Origin of the sequence: Reyranella sp., assembly GCF_052439685.1 — a bacterium.
Lineage (GTDB): Bacteria > Pseudomonadota > Alphaproteobacteria > Reyranellales > Reyranellaceae > Reyranella.
Map to the genome: position 1 here is coordinate 28,932 of NZ_JBQVQG010000026.1, position 19,396 is coordinate 48,327.

Below are 19,396 nucleotides of genomic sequence, written 5' to 3' on the forward strand. Positions count from 1 at the left end.
TCATGAGCCAGTTCGAAGGCGCGGTCATCCGCGAACAGGGCGTCACCTTCGCCATCGTCGTCGTCCGTCAGTCGGTGCTCCAGAGCACGAGCGAGGCGAACCGGGCGATCCAGTCCTTTCAGCCCGCTTTCCCGGGCATGCCGGTCGTCTTGATGGCCCAGGACGGTCAGGGCCGCCCGACCTACTTCGGTCGGCGCGACCTCTCGCAGTTCATGGCCAACGTCCCGCTCCAGGCCGTGCCCTGGAAGCGCTACACGATCAACTAGAGGAGGCCGCATGGCCGACGTTCAAGTCACCTGCATCAACAAGCAGCCGCGCAACAACCCATACGAGGGCATCACCCATCTCGGCGGCCCCGGCTGGAAATGGACCCGTCAGCAGGTCATCAACTCGATCAACGAGAAGTCCAACACCTTCTTCACGCGGGTGAACAACAAGCGTGCCGACATTGGCGTCGTCCGTGGTCCGAATGGCGACTATCTCCGGACCTACGCCGACCGCGACTGGAACGACAATCTACTTGCGCTGCCGGAATGCGCATAGCGACGGCAGCCTCGAAGGGCTATAAACATGAGCTGGGCCAGCCGCGCCGCGGCGAACATCTTTCCCTTGAGCCGCGAGAAGGACGATCTTGCGCTCGCCCTCCATGAGTGGCGCTATACGGGCGATTACAACGACCTTGAGGCGCCCATAGAGACCTGCAAGCTCTGCGACCATCCGGACATCCGCTACCAGTTCGAGATACAGAATCTGCACACGGCCGAGACGCTTCTCGTCGGCTCCGAGTGCATCAACAGGTTCAATATCGCTGCGACTGACGAGGAAGGCAGAACCCTCGACGCCGACGGCACACGCAAGAAACTCGCGAAAGATCGGCGAAAGCTTGTCGACGATGCCCGCCGGCGGCGGCTCGTAAAGGCGCTTGTCGCCCTCGCTCACGCCGACGAGGAGTTCAACATCCATTCCTTCATCGACTACCTGCAGAAGCGCGATGCCTTCACGCCGTACCAGGTCACCACACTCATGTGGCGATTCGAGAAGCATGGGATCGATCACAATCCGAAGGACTTCAAGATCACAATCAAGCGCGGCCGCGAAAAGGCGCAGCTGGAGAAGATGTCAGACTGGCAGCTACGACGCCTGCTGCCGTGTCTATCGACGAGCCAACGCGACTATCTTCACCGCGAAGGGCTACACCCGTCAGAGCAGGGGAATGCCTGACAAGTAAAGAGCAGCTTTGATTTTCACCGGCGGCTTGACTGCCGTTATTGACTTACCTTGCTTGCTCAATTCCGCGCCCCGGAAACTTGATACTCTGGGCAAGCTATGGCCACTTTGCCGGGTTGCTCGTCGGATTATCCGTGACGGCCATCTGTCCACACAAAGCCTTGATCTCCGGCCTAGGCCCGGAAGCAGATACCGCTTAGCGTTCAGCTCGTGCGATCGAGCACAGTGCAGCAAAGTCTGATTCACGAAGGATACGAATGCCCTGGCCTTTGGCCATAAGCTGCTCGGCCTTCAGGTGTTTGCTGCTCTTCGCGTGCCCTGGTGCAAGCCTCATTGCATCCTGGTCCCCGACAACCAGCAGGGTCGTCTTCTTAGTAACCCCCTCGTCCACTCGACATCCTACCGTGGCCGCCATTTCAGCTGCCTCACTGCGCTGTATCGACAGGGCGCCCGTGAAGGCAATGACCTCGCCATACAGCGGGCCAGCTGGATTGCCGTCGCGGGCGGCCGGTTTGGCAGCTTCTAGGGCAATTGGCTGCCTGACCCGATCGAGCCATTGTTCGAGAGCAAGGCCCGACTCTATGAGTGCGCAGACGAGAATTCGACCGGCCGCCCTAGCGTCTTCAGCAGCGTCGTGATGACGAAACTCGATTCCTAGCTCCAGCGCCACATTGCCAAGGCCGTGGCCCCGGCGCGCATATCGGGGCCAGGTACGACGCACGACCATAGCGCTGTCGAGCCACTTGCAATCTGGTCGCGTAAGGTTGTGCCGCTGCTCGCATTGCGACATGACTGACCGGTCAAACGACGTATGACTGACAACCACCCGATTGGCCATCAACGGCCCCAGCTTGGCGTATACCTCGCCGAACTTTGGCGCGCCACGCACTGCCTCTTCATCGATGCCATGTATGGAGACGTTCACGGCGTCGAAGTAATCTTCAGGGTCAACCAGCGAGATAAAGGTGTCGGCGGGCTGGCCGTCTCGAAACAGCACGGCACCCACCTGGCAAACGCTCGTAAAGTCGGCGTTGGCAGTCTCGAAATCTAAGGCCAAGAAGTCCATCGATCCCCCCCGATCGACGTCGAGCGTATCCGATCCGAACGATCAGTTCGACACAGATCCCGGAACCGTCGCCAACAAGCCCGACACTTTCGACCCCCGTGGGCTCATCGACGACGAATCATCACTTTCAGTTCCAACCTAACAGGCTGTTGAAAAACCGATCGTAGGCGGTCGAGTAAAATGATTCACTGATCCCGGGTATTGGCGGGAACTTTCTGATGCGTGGATCGGACGAACAGTCTGGGTCTCTGTTCAGCTACGTGGATTTGGAATCGCGGGTTGGTGCGGGCCATCCGTTGCGCACGATCCGGGAGATTGCAAACGCCTCTCTGGCGGCTCTGTCTGGCGAATTTGCACAACTGTATCCGCCGCGCGTGGGCCGTCCGTCGATCGCGCCGGAGCGTTTGCTTCGGGCGATGTTGCTGCAAGCATTTTAAGGCATCCGGTCGGAGCGGCAGTTGATGGAGCGGATGGAGTTCGACCTTCTGTTTCGCTGGTTCGTGGGATTGGGGGTGGATGATCCGGCGTGGGATCATTCGAGCTTCTCCAAGAACCGCGACCGGCTGCTGGAAGGCGAGATCGCAGCCAAGTTCCTGGCGGCGGTGGTGGCTCACCGGTGGCTCATAAAGAGTGTTTCATCCTTGAGCACGCATTGTAGGCGAGTCGGGCCGCAATTTCCGGGGCTCTCGGTATTATTTGCATCGTGACCAACGGCGGCCGGCGCCAATGCAACCCAGTGCTGTAGTCAGTGCAAAATCTGACTTTTGCACTGAGTTCGCCCGGCCCATTCCGCAATCACAGGTTAGGATCTCGTCCTCGCTTTTGCCGCCATCATTGCTAGTCTCGCTCATGCACGCGACCGGCAATGCCATCCAGCTCAGCGCCTCCGATCTCGTTGGGCATATCAACTGCCGCTACCTGACCGATCTCGACCTGAAAGTCGCGAAAGGTCTCCTAGCAAAGCCCACCTACCAAGACCCTGGACTGGACGTCCTGATCGAGCGCGGCCGCCAGCATGAGCAAGGCTATCTGGAGCACCTCACGGCCCGAGGCCTGGCCGTAACCCTTATTGAGGGCGTCGGCGTCGACTCGGCGGCGGCCGCCGCCACCCTCGCCGCCTTGAGGGCTGACGCCCCCGCCATCGCCCAGGCGGCCTTCCTGGAGGGCCGTTGGGGCGGCCGGGCCGACGTCCTGCTCCGCGTCGAGAAACCCAGCGCCCTCGGCGCCTGGTCCTACGAGCCGGTCGATACCAAGCTTGCCCTGGAGACCAAGGGCGGGACGCTCCTGCAGCTCAGCCTCTACGCCGACCTCTTGGCGGGCCTCCAGGGCGCTCCTCCTGAGATGGTCTACGTCGTCACCCCCGAGACCGGCTATGCCCCGCAGGGCTACCGGGTGGCGGAGTTCGCAGCCTACTACCGACGCATCAGGCACCGCCTGGAGGAGGTGGTCACCACCGAGCCCGACACCGACCTCTACCCGGAGCCGACGGCGCACTGCGACATTTGCCGCTGGCGCCAAAACTGCGAGCGAAAGCGCCGGGCCGACGACCACCTGTCCCTGGTAGCGGGGATTTCCAAGGCCCAGATCGGTGAACTCGGCAAACATGAGGTTGGATCGACCGCTGCCCTGGCGGCCCTGCCCCTGCCGCTGCAATGGAGGCCAGAGCGGGGCGCTACCCCCAGCTACGAGCGGGTCCGCGAGCAAGCCCGTATCCAGGTCGAGGGCCGCACCCTGGGCCAGGTGATTCACGAGGCTCTTCCGGTCGTCCCCGACTTTGGCCTTTGCTCCCTCCCTGCCCCGTCCCCGGGCGACGTGTTTCTCGACTTTGAGGGGGACCCGTTTGTGAGCGGCGGCGGCCTGGAGTTCTTGTTTGGCTATGCGCTCAGCGGCGGCGCCGGCGGGCTCTCCTACACCGCCGAATGGGCGCTCACGCGTGAGGCCGAAAAAGCCGCCTTCGAGACGTTTGTCGACCTGGTCATGGCCCGGCTCGCTCAGCATCCGGACCTCCACGTCTATCACTACGCACCTTACGAACCGGCGGCCCTGAAACGCCTCATGGGCCGCGATGCGACGCGCGAGAACGAGATCGATCATCTGCTGAGGATCGATGTTTTCGTCGATCTCTACGCCGTCGTTCGACACAGCATTCGAGCCAGCGTCGAAAGCTACTCCATCAAGAGGCTGGAACCGCTCTATGGCTTTGTCCGCGCCGCGGCCTTGCCAGATGTCAGCCGCCCGATGGCCAAGGTTCAGGCCTGCCTCGAGCTCGGCGACCTCAATGGCATCACGGAGGACGATCGAGCTCTTGTCCAAGCCTACAATCGCGACGACTGCCTCTCTGCGAGTGCTTTGCGCGACTGGTTGGAGAACATCCGCTCCACCGCCGTCGCAGGTGGCGCAGAGATCCCGCGGCCCGTCGCCAATGACGGCAACGTCAGCCAGGCACTCAACGAATGGCAGCAAAAGATTGCAGCGCTTATTGCGCGACTTACGCAGGGCATCTCCCTTGAACCCACGGAGCGCACCCCAGAAGAGCAAGCGCGGTGGCTGCTTGCCTACATTCTCGACTGGCATCGGCGCGAGGAGAAAGCCGCCTGGTGGGAATACTTTCGTCTCAGTGGCCTGGCCGACGAGGAACTTCTCGACGAGCGAGCCGCTCTCGCAGGCCTCACCTTTGTCGAGAATGTGGGCGGAACCGCCAAAGCACCTATCCATCGCTACCGCTTTCCGGCTCAAGACACTGAGCTGCGCGGTGACGAGGAACTCCACCACCAAGGTGGCAAGAAGCTCGGCAAAGTCGTCGAGATCTCCGTGGAGGATCGGACCGTCGACATCAAGAAGCGCCAGGACTCAAAGGACATCCACCCTACGGCGACGTTCGCTCATCAGGTCATCAATTCTCAGGTCTTGGCCGAGGCCCTCGTCCGGATCGGCGAGTATGTCGCCGACCACGGTATTGACGGCGCAGGCTCCTATGCGGCCGCCCGCGATCTGCTCATGAAAGTCGTCCCTCGCACGGGCGGACAGAGCCTTCAGCAGACGGGAGAAACTCCAGTACAGGCCGCGGTACGCCTGGCTCCGCTCCTGAGCGGCTTCCTGCCCATTCAAGGCCCTCCTGGTGCCGGCAAGACCTATACCGGCGCACGCATGATTTGTGCCTTGGTTCGGGCCGGCAAGAAGGTCGCCATCACGGCAAACAGCCACAAAGTCATCCGCAATCTCCTGAACGCGGTCGTTGAGGCCGCAGAGGAAGCCGGACAGGCGGTGCGCTGCATCCAGAAGGTCTCAGAAAAAGAGGACGATATTCCGGGCCTGCAGTTCACGACGGACAATGGTGCCCTGCTGACCGGGATCACTGGGCCATGCCACGTCGCCGGCGGCACGGCTTGGCTATGGGCCCGGCCTGATGCTGCCGAGGCAGTCGACGTACTCTTTATCGACGAAGCAGCCCAAATGTCGCTGGCGAACGTCCTGGCTGTATCTCAGGCGGCCAAAAGCATTGTCCTGCTGGGCGATCCGCGTCAGCTCGAGCAACCAATGCAAGGAAGTCACCCCGAAGGCACGGATGTTTCGGCGCTCGATCATATCCTCGGCGATCACGCCACGATCCCGACCGACCGCGGTCTGTTCCTTGCCGAGACCTGGCGGCTCCATCCCGCAATCTGTTCTTTCACCTCAGAGATGTTCTACGAGAGCCGGTTGCTTCCTCGGCCGGATCTCGAGTTGCAGACGATCAACTCATCTGGCGCGATCGCCGGATCCGGCCTTCGCTATCTTCCGGTAGTTCATCATGGCAACCAGAGTTCCTCGCCGGAGGAAGCCGACGCCGTCCAAGCGCTCGTCCAGAGCATCTTCGCTTCGAACGCAACATGGGTCGATCGTGCTGGCGACGAAAACGCAGTTACTCTCGACGATATCCTGATCATCGCCCCCTACAATGCTCAAGTGTTCGAGCTACAGGAGCGCTTGCCCGGCGCACGCATCGGCACGGTCGACAAATTCCAAGGCCAGGAAGCTCCCATCGTCATCTACTCGATGACCACTTCTAGCCATGTGGATGCGCCGCGCGGCATGGAATTTCTCTATAGCGCCAACCGCCTGAACGTCGCCACGTCACGAGCGAAATGCCTCTGCATTCTGGTCGCGGCCCCGGCCGTCTTCGAGGCTGAGTGTCGCACACCCAGCCAAATGCAGCTTGCGAACGCCTTCTGTCGCTATCTCGAACTAGCAACGGCGCTCTAACAGGCCAGCACTACCAGGCGCGGCACTGAGCCACCCGACGGGATTATCCACGATCCTAGCGGCACCAACCTTCGTCAGACTTCCGTCGTCTCGGCCGTCTCGCCCATGTTGACGATTCGGCGCGCTAATGCCGGCACTGCCTCAGGTCGCATGCGGTCGGCCGCAAAGCCCACGGCCAGCAGCTCATGGCTCAGATAGGGGTCGTACTTTTCGCGAATCAGATTACCGACACTGGCGGCAAGATGCACGGGATCCGGCGCGCCAACGTTCACAAAACTACGCAAGATATCGCGCACTACGTCCTCTTGCTGACGATGCACCTCGAGCATAATGCCGCGTATCGACACTTCGAGGCCGCGTTCCTTCAGCGCCATTAGCAATGTCGACGTCGCAATCGAGCCGGCCCAGGGAAACAGGAAGATATCGCCATCGCTATCCACGATTCCGCGTCGATCGAGGTCGAGGCGCCGGTATTCGTCACGCCCCTCACCTAGAAGCCGAGCCGCGACAGAATCGAGATAAGGGGGGACCTCGGTCCCGCGATAGACCTTTCGCATCTCTGACACGACCATGTCGTGCAGGTCCCCTCCTTCGCCGCCAAACATTGGCGGCACGCCTGCAGTCGATGGCGTCACGACCACGATCTTTTCACGGTCGAGCACTTCCAATACCTGCCAGCGCCTTCCCGAAAAAATGATTGTCATGCCTGGCGCAAGCACGGCCAGTATCGGCAGCGTACCTAGGTCCTTGCCCTCATAGACTACGCGATACTCGTCGTGACTCTGAAAGACAGCATAGAAGTCGTAGTGATCGACGATGCGCTCTCCGACTTCCCCCAGCAGCAGGGTGCCATCGGGCGCTTGCTCGATCAGCCGGTGATCGGTCGACCCCAAAGAACGGAGCACCCCAGCGAAAGCATCCTGAGACACGCCAGAAAATGCGCCATAGACACATAGGGTCTGGTGAATTCTCGAAGCCGTCGCACCTCCATACTGGGTGATTACGGCGAGGATCTGCTGAGCCAAAGTCGAGAGGTGCAATGCTCCCAATCTAGGCGGCTCGAACCACTTGGCGACCAATAGCTGAACCATTGCGACCGATTGCACCAGCTGACAGCGGAGAGCGTCAGCGGGATGAAGATCGTTCGAGAGCTCTCGCTCGGCAATGTAGACCCGCAAAACGGATGGCGTATCACGACGGCCAGTGCGCCCAAGACGCTGGCGAAGAGATGAAACCGACCAAGGTGCACCGATCTGGGCGACGCTTCGTATGGCGCCAATGTCTATCCCCAGCTCCAGCGTCGAAGTGCAGACAGCCGTAGTAGGCAACTTGCCTTCACGCAGGCGGTCCTCAACGAATTCCCGATGGGCGCGTGAGAGGTTCGCGTGATGAGCAAAGAACTCCTCGGGCACACCGAGCTTCTCGCTCGCTTGGCGCATCAGGTCCGTATAAACCTCGACGTTCGCCCGTGACCCGGCGAATACTAACCCATTGTCACCACGCATCGTCTGAAAGACGTCGTTGGCGATCTGGCGCATGTAGAGCAGCTCGCTCTCGTCCAGATCTACCTTCTCTCCGGGGTTAGCGGCCTGCGGCCGAATACGTGGTTCTAGGCGTTCGTAGCCACGCACCTGCAAAAGCAACGATGCGCCCTCACTTGCTCCTTCAAGAACTCTTACCTTGCCTGCCTGACCAGGTCTCAAGAACTCACCCGCCAGCTCCATATTGCCCAGCGTCGCAGAAAGCCCGATGCGGCGAATCGGGTGCCTCACCGCAAGGTCCAACCGGCCCAGCAGAGACTGCAGCTGTTTCCCCCGTTCCTGGCCAATGAAGGCATGCAATTCGTCGATGACAACGAATTGAGCCGCCGAGAAAAGCCCAGCCACCTCCTGCCCTCTGCGCACGAACAACGCTTCGAGCGACTCTGGAGTTATTAGGACGATGCCGTTCGGGTTCTTTCGGGCCTTTGCTTTGATCGATGCCGATACGTCACCGTGCCAGCGATAAACGGGCAGGTTGACGAGCTCGCAAAGCTCGTCGAGACGCCTAAATTGATCATTTATTAGTGCCTTTAGCGGACTGATGTAGATCGCCTTAAAGCCCACACCTGACGCCTCGGCTATCTGCGAAATGATCGGCAGGAACGCCGCTTCGGTCTTACCGCCCGCCGTAGCTGCAGAGATGATCAAGTCGTCAGAAGTGTCCAAGACAGCAGGAATAGCCTGTTCTTGGATCGGCCTTAGCTCCTTCCAGTCCTTGCTCCAGATCCAGCGCCGCACTGGCTCGCTGAGCTGGTCGAAGCCTGAAGAAGGACTGCTAGAGCTTGAAGGCGGTGAGCTGGTCGCCATTGGCCTTCACCTCAGCGCCAGGCGCTGCCATCGGCGTCACCAGCGGCTCGCCATCCTCAGGAACCGCTGTCGAAATATTAGCCGCATCGACCAGCTCTTGCCATTTCGCGCCCGGGTTCTGCTCGAGCACTGACAGGAGATTAACAAAAGCGGTGACGGTATTGCGTGGTGTCCGGAAATAGGCATCGCCGATCTTCTTGGAGCAGTGGCTCATAAAAGCCGTCAGCGCTGCGTCGGGTACCAGGTAACGACTCGCATCGCCAGCCGCGAACACATTACGAATATTCCGCAGCAGCACGAAAAGGTCTTCTTGCGTGAGATTCTGCAACCGTAGTACGGGCCCGGAAAGATCAACCAAGCCATTTTGTGCAAAGCGATTTTCGGCGAGACGGGACTGAAGCGCCGAGTAACTATATAGGCCACGACGAGGATCCATGAGGAACTCTGGCGTGCCGCCCATTAGAAAGCCGATGCCGGCGGCCCCGCCTTGGAGCACGTCATTCAAGATGCGAAGTATCTGCTCATAGTTAGCGCTACGTGAGGCCGAGTTCGTGAGCTTGTAGAGATTGACCATCTCGTCGAGAACAACCAACAGACCGCCATAACCCGCAAGCCGCATGAAGGCAGCGTAGAGCTTGAGATAGTCATAGAAGCGAGCGTCGTCGATGATTTCTCGAACACCCAAGGCCGCTTTTGCCTCGGTGCGTGTTCCATACTCGGCACGCAACCATCGCAGAGCCGCTGTTTTGCCTTCTTCACTTCCCTCGTCGTATGCCCGACAGTAGTGCTGGACCACAGTGGCAAAATCGAACCCCGAGACCAGATCCTGTAGCGGTGCCAGCCGCTTCTGAATTTCATCTTCGACCTTGACGTTATTCTTCTTTGCATCCTGCAAGGCGTCACCGACAAAACGCTCGACGATACTCGCCAACGCACCGCCATCGGGCCTGGTCCTGGTCGATAGGTTCCGCGTCAGCTCGTTAAATAGGGATCGCGCTTGCCCATCGGTCGCATGCAGGCGGCGAGAGGGCGCCAAGTCCGCACTCATCACGACGACCTTGCGTTCCAACGCCACCAAACGAATCAGATTCATGAAGAATGTCTTACCGGCCCCATAATCGCCGATGACGAACCGAATCCCCGCGCCGCCGTCGGCGATGCGCCCGATGTCCTTGATCAGCTCTTCGACTTCGGGAGCCCGGCCGACTTGAATGTGCTGCAGGCCACGCTTTGGGACGACACCAGCTCTCAATGCCTGCACGATCACATCGCGCTCGCGCGGCTTTATTGGGGTCGAATCAGGCATGTGCCACCCTAGTCATACTGCTAACGAGCTGACTGTGAACCTTGATCGGGTCACCGTCTTCCAAAAGAGCGTCTCCGAACCGATCGAATGACCACTCGTTAATCGTCTCTACCGCACCGTCGGTCATGAGGTCATGCGACTTTGCCAGCGTATCGAGTTCCTGACGTTGCCATTCAAGGCGCGAAAGTATTTCCATCAGGAAGCCTCGGTACTGCGGCGCCAGACCTTCGAATTCGTTCGTCGGTTCGCCCGGTGGCGCTTCGCTGGCGTCTTTGTCTGGCACCATGGCTTTTTCAACGGCCAGCTCCATTGGATCGGCATCTTCAGCAAAGACCTTTGAAAGAAGCTGATTCACTCGCTGCGTGCTCTCGCTGATAGCCTTGAGCCGATCTGGGTCGAGGCGAATTTCAGTTGCTGCTCCAGCCACCTGCGGCTTCTTCGGGATCGAGAAACCGGGCGTAGACTGATCTCCCAATCTGATTGGCACTAGGCCATTCTGGGCTGATTCGGCAATCTTTGCATGAAGATCACTAAGAACGCCGTCTTGGTCCAGCCCAAGCACCCTATAGATACGCTGTAGCGCATCGACTTCAGCCGGGCGAACATCGGCGTCGGCAGAAGCCACCGACAAGGCGATCTGCCCAAGCTGATGCCGATCGTCAGCCGAGAGAGCACTCAGTCTAGATTTCAGGGCGTTGAGCTCCGGCGGTACGGCCAATAGCCACTGTAGATGAGCTTGCAGGTCGATCCGCCCTCGGTCGCTCAACTTTGCGGCTGCCTGAGCCAGTTGAAACGAGCGCTGCTGTTCGTTGGCCGACAGATTCCCGTCCGCGTGAGCGACGAAGACCGCAAAAAGCAGAGAAAGGCTTGCCAGCCGGTAAGTTGCGAGTTCAGCGTCGGGAATTTCGCCGCCCTTGTAGCGGTATAGAACAAAGGGCTGGCCCGCTTTCGGCAACTGCAATGAGACGCGCGGGTTCGGCATCAACGCCACGTCAAATCCGGCGAGCACTTCCGCGCAAGCCCTAATGGCCGTCCGCCCATAAGCGACGTTACCGCTCCCATTGATCCTTGAGAGGAGCTCGCCTGAATCGACCAGTGCCGGCCCCTTCTCAAGGACCGAATCGAGCCAGGCGCGAAGTTTACGTACGTCTTCGCCGTCTACCTTGTGCGCGAGTTCCGGCGGCAACAACGCCATCGCCTGAATGCTGCCGCGTCCGTCGGGACGACGCCCGAGAAAACGGCTGTAGGCATCGAGATCGCTCATGCAGACATCGACGATAAACCGCATCTTGTTCATTGGGCCACTCAAGCCGACGATGTCCGGCAAATTGCCGACGGCCTGCGCAAGGTCGACCTGAAACGACGAAGAAGCTGCCCGATAGCTCCAGGCTAACCGTTTCTTGGGCGGGTTGAGTTTGAACCCGCTCGGGTATGCCTGGTCGAACCTCATATGAAACAGGTCCCGGAATTCGGTCGCAGCACGGCTTGCCGCTGTCCTGAGATTGGTTTCCGGGTCGTTGACGACCCAGGCAAACATCCAGTTCCAAGGAATTGTCTTGCCTTCGCCGAGGAGCTGGCCGACCCCGAGCCTAACTGAGAGCGGCAGCTCGTAGTCACGCTGGTTTACCGGCGTCTCGTCTTCATAGAACTTACGATGTGGATTCACCAACCGCGCAGCTTCCAAGAGCTGCCGAGCGTAGCGGTTTACCGAGTAGTTCTTTCCGTAGAGCTCGTGAAGACGCTTTACCTCGCCAACGAGGGCATCGTACTCGTCGCTAACGCGATCGAGCATCAAGCGTCTTTCGAGACCATAAAAATATAGAAAGACGTAGCCGATACCTACTGCAGGATCTCGCTTACCGCTCGACAACCACCTGAGATAGTAGCCGCGAGCCTCCGGCGACACATCGCTGTAGCAAGGATAGTAGGACATCTCTGGCACGCTGCCGCCTGGATCGGCGACAGGGAGCTTCGGGTTAATAAGACAATTGTCTGGCCCTCGGCCATCCTGCCGAATGAGCTCTGCTCCGACGTAGACCATGCCATCCGGCACCGTGAAGCCAGCGACCGATACCGCCTTACCGGCATTGATCCACGTCTGACTACTCTGCTTTTGCAGCGCATCAGGAGTCGGGGGAGTAGACGAATAGTAACGGTTCGCCCCGTAGCTCGGGACACTCGACCTACTGCTGACAGTTACAGTTGTCTGAAAGCTGGAAACTTGGCTCGATGCCGCGGCGAGCTTCTCCTCAGCCAGACGTGCCGCACGTCCCCGCCTCCATACGAAAAAGACAATACCGGCAACGATCAAGAAAACTATCAGGCCACCATTGCTCCCGCCCTGCGACTGGCTGGTTGTGGCAGGAGCCGCGGGAGGTCTTGCCGGCGTTTGAGGCGCGGACACCGGCGGCGCCGATTTGGCCGGTCCTGGTAACGGCTGGCTGGAAGCCGGTGGGGCAGGAGGAGAAGCAGGAACAGAAACAGGGGAAGCCGCCGTCTGCGCCGGGACCTTCAGCAGCCCTAAAGCTTGAAGGGTGGGCTCATCGGCAGTCCCCGTCACAGGAACCGCATTTTTGCGCTGATATGCTTCCAGGGCGGCCCGCGTCAGAGGCCCCATAATGCCGTCTATCGGCCCAACTTCGTATCCTCGAGCCTGAAGCGCCTGCTGCGCCGCGCGTAGTTCATCTTGTGGCGCCTGGCCGTAGGCCGGAGAAAATCCAAGGACAAAGATGCCCGCGAGCAGGGCAAGCCGCCGCTGCCAATAGCGCCAATGCTGATGCTTGTCGGAGGTATACCACCCGACGCCGCCGGCCTTTGCCAACTCCAATGCCCCCTATCCCCCAGGGCATATTTCACGTCACATCGCGCTCTTTGGCAACAACCCTTGCAGAACTATAGACCGATGCTACCCATCGCCTCCTCGGCAAGTGCGCCAATCAAGACATGGTGGCATGCGATTTTGAGAGCAGAGCCCACGGCGCGATTTGACGTTCGCAATCACCAAATCAGCGGCACTCTACCCCCCCTAAGATCTTAAAGAAGAATCGCTTCGAGTTTTTTCTGCTGCCTTCACGAGCACATATTCAGAGGCGAACGTACCTTGGACGACGCGTTCGCCCAGAAATCTGACCCAAATCCGATAGGTTGGCCCCGTCTGCGGCGGATGGGGCTCGACAGCATAAACTTCGCCAATTTCATCGGGGCGAATGTTGGGTTGATAGCCAAATCCCACTCGGGAATTCGGCCGGAGCCTCACGAGATCGCCCACCTCGAAGCGCCGATCCGCTATCTCACCCTGTGCTCTGGCGTCCATCGACCATTGCACACGCTCAGCAAGAAATGTTGCAAAAGGTCCGATATCCGCGTCGATGCTCGCCCGATCGAGCGCTTGCAGATAAGCAATTCGATCTTCGACCCGGACAACCGTCCAAGGATACCCGCCGGATGCGAGCATTGCATTCATGAGAAAGCGGGCCATGCGGCCGTTGCCGTCCGGGTAAGGGTGGATGTAACCGATGAGCCAGTGACCCAGCACTGCGCGAACACTTGCCTCCTTCTCGCCTTCAATGAGATCGAACAGCGCTGGCATAGCATCGCGTACGGCTTCCCATCTCGGCGGCACATAGCGGGAGGTTCTGAGATAGACGGCGTCATTTCGGTAGCCCGCGAGCGCACTCGCAGCAATCAGACCGGCTGTGACGCAGGGCGCAAATAACTCTCGATACCAGTCACGATGGCTGGTGCGAACGAGTGCGCCTGGTTCTGTGCCATTTACGATTTGGGCGACAATCGCCTTTACGGCTAAGAAAGCCTGCCAATAGCCTCGAGCCGCCAATGCATCGCGGCTTTGTCGGTCGCTGTCGTGGATCTTGGGGTCCCAATTGCCGGAGCGGACACGCTCGATCAATTCTGGTGTCACGCTATAGCCTTCGATGGATAGCGAGTGATACGCGTCGCTTTTGTAGATTTCCTCAACAAAGCGCATGTAGTCGTCTTTGTTCTTCGGAAGACCGGGTGCTTTTGGAAAGGCCGCGATCACCGGATCGCGTGCCGTTTTCCAAAGCGCTTCGATCCTCGATACGATGGGGGCCGTTGTGCCGCGATAGGTCCCGAATACTTGCTGTGACGCGAAAGGATCGGATTCTCGGATGGGATACTCGGCCGCCTTCATCGTCGCCGCGATCTCATCTGCGATCTCGGCGCGACCCGTACGCCGGAGAGCCCCTGCGAGCCTGCCTGCGACATAGGAATTTCCCCCGTCGAGCACGCGCCGCAAAATGTCGGACGCGTCCCTGATCGAGGATAGGATGACCTGGGCTTCAATCGGATATTGCTGGAAGAATGCCTCCGGAACCTTCACCAGTGCCGCTTCCGGCGTGAACAGGCGCAGTCCGTCGCGGACGGTAAGATCAGCCGGGGGGGGCATCCGTTGGACAACGTCGTAGATCGACGTATCGAAGAGAAGCTTCGTATTATTGCGAGCGCCCTTGGGGCTATAGACGATGACTTGGGGCGGGATGACGGTGTTCTCGGCATGCAGCAGCAGCGATTGCTCAGGCGAGAGATGCCATTGCTCTCCAAAACGGCCGTCGCAGTAGCGAGCGCAAAATTCCCAAAAGGAGGCATACCAGGGCGTACTGTCGCCATCGCGCGCGTTCGGACTTGAAGAGATGAGCCATCCCTTGATGACTTCTTGGACGAAGGCATTTCTCGTCAGCCGTTCTCGATGAGTACGGCTGAGCTCGCTTGTGCGGAATACGCGCCGCCCCTCCTTTTGCAGCTCTTGGAGGGCGGTCAGCGCTTCGGCGAGCTTCTCGTTAGGAGTTGGCATTTGCTTGTGATCTGACTTCTCTGAAGTAGGCGTATTTCGTGCTGTGGTTGTCGGCGTACATTCTGTTGTGGAAGCAGGCGTATAAGATGTTGTGGCACCGTGCGTAAATTATGTAAATATCAACAATATAGGCACTTTTCTAAAGAATCAGCGGCGCCTGAGCTAGGGGATTGAAAAAGTGCAATAGAGACATCACGTGACCATTATGGTACATTTAAATTTATGACGCCCAATATGGTTAAAAAACAGCCCGAGATCGAGATAGCTCCTCCTGAACTCACGCCGGATGACATTCGGCGCATCCGGCAGCGCCTGGGCTTATCGCAAGTCGAGGCCGGTGAGCTCCTCGGCGGAGGCCCTCGCGCCTTCACCAAATACGAGAGCGGTACCATCAGACCGGCGGCGTCCGTCGCCAGTCTTCTGCGATTGCTAGAGGCCAATCCGTCGGCCCTGAAGACCCTCGCTGGACCTGATGTTGTGGCGATCGAGAGTGACAACGCCAAACCGTTCGAAGTCACCAGCGACCATATCTCAGCGCTTAGCGACCGCAAGCTCACCATCCTCACACGCCGCTTGCTTACTGCCGAGGCAAAGACGCACGACCTACCGATGGACGGCATCCATGTCGCCGCAAACATCAACGCACCGGACGGCGGCGAAGACGCCCGCATAGAATGGAAAGGCGGACCGGAACGCACGCCTTTTCTCCCGACGCGTTTGACCCAATTTCAATTGAAGGCGACCGAGCTCGGCCCAGCGGAAGCGGCCAAAGAAATAGTTACCAAGAACGGCGATCTCAAGCCCATGGTGCGCTCCGCCTTAGAGACAGGTGGCGCATATGTCGTGCTGTGCTCGCGTTCCTACACACGCCAACAAATAAAAAAACGCACCGATGCAATCCTCAAAGCTCTCTCAGTCAAAGGGCTGACCATCGATGGCAGCCGCGTCCAATTTCGCGACGCTTCGCAAATAGCACAATGGGTCAACTCCAATCCGGCCGTCGCGACTTGGGTTCTTGAACAAACTCAGCCCGGATTGGCAGGACCCATGCGCGACTGGTCGCATTGGGCTGGTCGCTCCGAACACGACGGATTTACCTTCGTGCCCGACAGTCGCCTCGAGCCCTTCCGTACCGAGCTTCGCAAGCTGATCGAACCGGCGCGCGGAGTCGCCAGGATCGTTGGCCTTTCAGGGACCGGAAAATCCCGCTTGGCGCTGGAGGCTCTTCGGCCGACCGATGACGAAGAAAATTCTGGCCTCTTTTTGAGCGACCTCGTCCTTTACAGCTCGGAACCCGAAGCGGGCACGGTCAATATCAAGTCGGTCGTTCAGAGCCTGGCCGACAGCTCGGTTCGAGCTATCGTCGTCGTCGACCAGTGCACCACGGAGACTCATCAGGACCTTGCGGCCATAGTCAAACGAACGAGCAGTCGCTTGTCCCTGGTAACTATCGATCCGGAATTGCCGGCGGGCACGCTGCCGTCCGGCACATTGCTGGTCGATCTAGCGCTTCCCGAAGTCGTCGAAGGACTCCTCAAGCAAGTCGCTCCGGATCTTCCGAGCGCCGATCAAAGTCGCTTGCTTAAGTTTGCGTCCGGTTACCCGAAAATGGCGGTCCTTATCGGTCAGGCTTGGCTAAAGGACGGCTCGATCGCGACCGTCAGCGACGATGACCTCGTCGAGCGGGTCCTTGTGGGGAGAAGCCTCTTCGATCGCCAAACATTGCTGGACGCCGGCATGCTCCTTGGCGCCTTCGGACTACTCGGAACGAAGTCGCCCACTACCGACGTCGAAGATGTAACCCATTTGGCGCGAAATAGAACTGCGCCGGAGATTCACGCGGCGCTCGAAGATCTGTCGGGGCGCGGCGTCGCCCAGACGCACGGCCGTCTTCTGGTCCTGCAACCTCGACCCATCGCTCTGAGGTTGGCCGAACGGCAATGGCGGCAATGGGGCGACGTACGATGGGACGACATTCTTGCCGGTAAGCTACCGAAGCATTTGCGGACGAGGCTCGCCGAGCAGTTGGCCGTGCTGAATGACAGGCAGATCGCAAAGGACGTCGCAAAATTCATTTGCCGTTTAAATGGACCATTCGCTTCACTTGATGCGCTACGCGTGGATGGAAGTGCGGAAATTCTCTCATCCCTTGCCGAGATCGACGCGGAATCCGTCGTCATGCTGATCGAACGGGTCCTGGGCCAGTTGTCACACGAGGAGACAAGGCAAATAGGCGGCGATCTGCGGCGCAATCTTGTTTGGGCGCTGGAAAAAATTGCCTTTACAAAAGAGATGTTCGAACAAGGCGGACTGCTCCTGCTCAAGCTTGCCTTGGCGGAGAACGAAGACTGGTCCAACAACGCCACTGGCGAATTCAAAGCGATCTTTCCGGTCTTTCTCGGAAATACAGAGGCCGACGGCGGCGCCCGGTTGCGCCTGCTTGATGATCTGATCCGCAGGAATCACACCGCGGAAATGCCTCTAGTGGTAGACGCGCTCTTGGAAGGAGCAAGGACACATAGCTTTTCGAGAGGCGTCGGCCCCGAAATCCAAGGTAGCCGTCCCGCCCTGCAGCCTTGGCAGCCTAAAACCTGGAAAGATGTTTCCGACTACATCATCGCGTGTGCCGAGCGACTCGTCGCGCTCGCCAAACGGGACGACGACGTCGGAACGCGGGCGCGAAAGGGCATCGGGCAAAGGCTGCGCTCGCTGGTCTCCTATGGCCTCATTGACAATGCTGAACAATGGATCGAAGCCATTTCGGCCGTTCATCGCTATTGGCCCGAAGCGCTGGATAGCCTCGCCGACGTACTGCAATTCGACAAGAAGGATCTTGGCGACGGTGTCCCAGAGCGCGTGCAGAAGCTTATCGACAAACTCATGCCCAACGATCTGCCCACGCGGGCCAAGTTCCTGCTGACCGATATGCCGTGGGACTACCTGCTCGACGAAGAACACAACTTCGAGAAGGCCAGAAAAGATCAAATCGCCGCCGTCGAGCAGCTGACGCGTGATCTGCTCAAGGAGCCGGAACTCATCCTTCGCCTGCTTCCTCAATTGAGCATGGGCAACCATCGGACGGTCTATGAATTCGGCAAATTTCTTGCAGCTCATTCGTCGACGCCGCTCGACTGGTTGACATCGATCAAATCCGCCGTGGTCGCTGCTCCAGATGGCCAGAGAAACTATGGTGTGCTTGTCGGCTATCTGACGGGCCTTGCCGCAAGGCATCCGGATGTGGTCGAGCAGTTCAAAAAGGAAGCGATGGCGTCCAAGGTATTCGCGCCGGTGCTCGTTATGGCGACCGCAAGCATTGGGATTACCGACCACGACGTGCAGCTTGTAAGAGCGGGGTTGCGCGACGGCATCCTGCCGCCCAGCACGCTCGCAAATTGGACCACCGGCGGCGTTCTCGCGAAATTGCCCACCAATTCAGTTAGCCCGCTATTCGATCAAATGCTGTCCATGGATGGTGAAGCCTACTCTGTTGCTCTCGACCTGGTGGGCATGTACGTCCACGGCGCACGGGACAAGCTCGAGGGGCTTCGCCAACAGCTCAAGCTGGCCGCGGTCAATCTCGATCGCCGTGAAAAGAGGGGCGGCTCCCAGATGGACGCCCATCACTTCAAGGTGCTGATCGGTTGGCTGCTCAAGAAGGGATGGGAAGATTCCGACGCCCGGTCGGTCGCCCTAACGCTTGCCAAGCATCTGGCGGCCGACCCGGATCGCGACATGAAGGAACTGATAAAGCCGCTCTTGCCCAAGCTCTTGTCCGAATTCTCGGGCGTAGTTTGGCCGGTGTTGAGCGAAGCGATTTGCTCAGAAGACAAGCTAAAGTCCTGGCGCATGGAGAGTGCCCTCGGCGACCCGTATTCCTCCGGGGATAAGAAAGTGCCGCCAATTCTTAGTTTGCCGGAGGACGTACTCTTCGCCTGGTGCCACGCGCATCCCGACATCGGCCCTGCCTTTTTGGCGGGTGTGGCTCCTGTACTCGCTCGCGACAATCCGACCGAGGGTCTACAAGAATTTCATCCCTTGACGCACCGCCTCCTGAACGAGTTCGGTGATCGTGAAGACGTCCTTCGGAAGATCGAGCAGAACATGCACACCTTCGGCTGGATGGGTTCACTTGCGACTTATTTCTCGCGTTATCAAGCTCCCCTGAAGTCTCTAGAGAATCACCCCAAAGGCGAAGTCCGGCGGTGGGCTAAGGAGATGCTGGCAGATATCGAACACCACGTTAAAGAAGCCCGTAGCGACGATGACGAACAAAGAGCGAAATGGGACATCTAAGAAAAAGCCTGCCTGTAGGTGGACTGGGGAACTAAGAGCCAGTTCTTGGTGACTTCTCACTACGCGGTGCTTTGAAAGCTGGA

10 protein-coding genes and 1 pseudogene are annotated in these 19,396 nt (G+C 59.0%); 6 read left to right on the top strand and 5 right to left on the bottom strand.

Annotated features, from left to right (window positions below):
• Positions 1-2: 2 nt before the first annotated feature.
• Genes ACT6UX_RS24395 through ACT6UX_RS24405 form a run of 3 tightly spaced genes read left to right on the top strand, consistent with a single transcriptional unit; the run spans position 3 to position 1,221 of the window.
• Positions 3-266 carry a hypothetical protein gene (locus ACT6UX_RS24395; RefSeq protein ID WP_444777751.1) on the top strand — a complete coding sequence of 88 codons (264 nt, stop codon included), beginning with the start codon at positions 3-5 and terminating at the stop codon, positions 264-266.
• Positions 267-276: 10 nt separating this feature from the next.
• On the top strand, positions 277-543 hold the full coding sequence (locus ACT6UX_RS24400) for a DUF3892 domain-containing protein (RefSeq protein ID WP_444777752.1): 267 nt from the start codon (positions 277-279) through the stop codon (positions 541-543).
• Between the two features lie 27 nt (positions 544-570).
• A complete protein-coding gene (locus ACT6UX_RS24405; protein ID WP_444777753.1) occupies positions 571-1,221 on the top strand; it encodes a hypothetical protein in 651 nt (216 codons plus the stop codon).
• Between the two features lie 202 nt (positions 1,222-1,423).
• On the opposite strand, the gene ACT6UX_RS24410 is transcribed toward ACT6UX_RS24405, so the two are convergent.
• Positions 1,424-2,293, bottom strand: a complete 870-nt coding sequence (locus ACT6UX_RS24410) for an exonuclease domain-containing protein (RefSeq protein WP_444777754.1) — start codon at positions 2,291-2,293, stop codon at positions 1,424-1,426.
• Positions 2,294-2,511: 218 nt separating this feature from the next.
• Here ACT6UX_RS24410 and ACT6UX_RS24415 point away from each other — a divergent pair.
• Positions 2,512-2,934: pseudogene (locus ACT6UX_RS24415) on the top strand (transposase); the annotation flags it as partial.
• Positions 2,935-3,142: 208 nt separating this feature from the next.
• Positions 3,143-6,535: a TM0106 family RecB-like putative nuclease gene (locus ACT6UX_RS24420; protein ID WP_444777755.1), complete on the top strand. Its 3,393-nt coding sequence runs from the start codon at positions 3,143-3,145 to the stop codon at positions 6,533-6,535.
• Between the two features lie 74 nt (positions 6,536-6,609).
• On the opposite strand, the gene ACT6UX_RS24425 is transcribed toward ACT6UX_RS24420, so the two are convergent.
• The 4 genes from ACT6UX_RS24425 to ACT6UX_RS24440 form a co-directional block, all read right to left on the bottom strand.
• Positions 6,610-8,883: a DEAD/DEAH box helicase gene (locus ACT6UX_RS24425; RefSeq protein WP_444777756.1), complete on the bottom strand. Its 2,274-nt coding sequence runs from the start codon at positions 8,881-8,883 to the stop codon at positions 6,610-6,612.
• Positions 8,852-10,189, bottom strand: a complete 1,338-nt coding sequence (locus ACT6UX_RS24430; RefSeq protein ID WP_444777757.1) for an ATP-binding protein — start codon at positions 10,187-10,189, stop codon at positions 8,852-8,854. The genes ACT6UX_RS24425 and ACT6UX_RS24430 overlap by 32 nt, the downstream gene beginning before the upstream one ends.
• Positions 10,182-13,016 carry a TerB N-terminal domain-containing protein gene (locus ACT6UX_RS24435; protein ID WP_444777758.1) on the bottom strand — a complete coding sequence of 945 codons (2,835 nt, stop codon included), beginning with the start codon at positions 13,014-13,016 and terminating at the stop codon, positions 10,182-10,184. Before ACT6UX_RS24435 ends, ACT6UX_RS24430 begins: the two co-directional genes overlap by 8 nt.
• Positions 13,017-13,214: 198 nt before the next feature.
• Positions 13,215-15,020, bottom strand: coding sequence for a Fic family protein (locus ACT6UX_RS24440; RefSeq protein WP_444777759.1), 1,806 nt, complete (start codon positions 15,018-15,020; stop codon positions 13,215-13,217).
• A gap of 234 nt (positions 15,021-15,254) precedes the next feature.
• On the opposite strand from ACT6UX_RS24440, the gene ACT6UX_RS24445 reads away from it, so the two are divergent.
• Complete coding sequence (locus ACT6UX_RS24445; RefSeq protein ID WP_444777760.1) at positions 15,255-19,313, top strand: type II TA system antitoxin MqsA family protein; 4,059 nt, start codon at positions 15,255-15,257, stop codon at positions 19,311-19,313.
• Positions 19,314-19,396 lie beyond the last annotated feature (83 nt).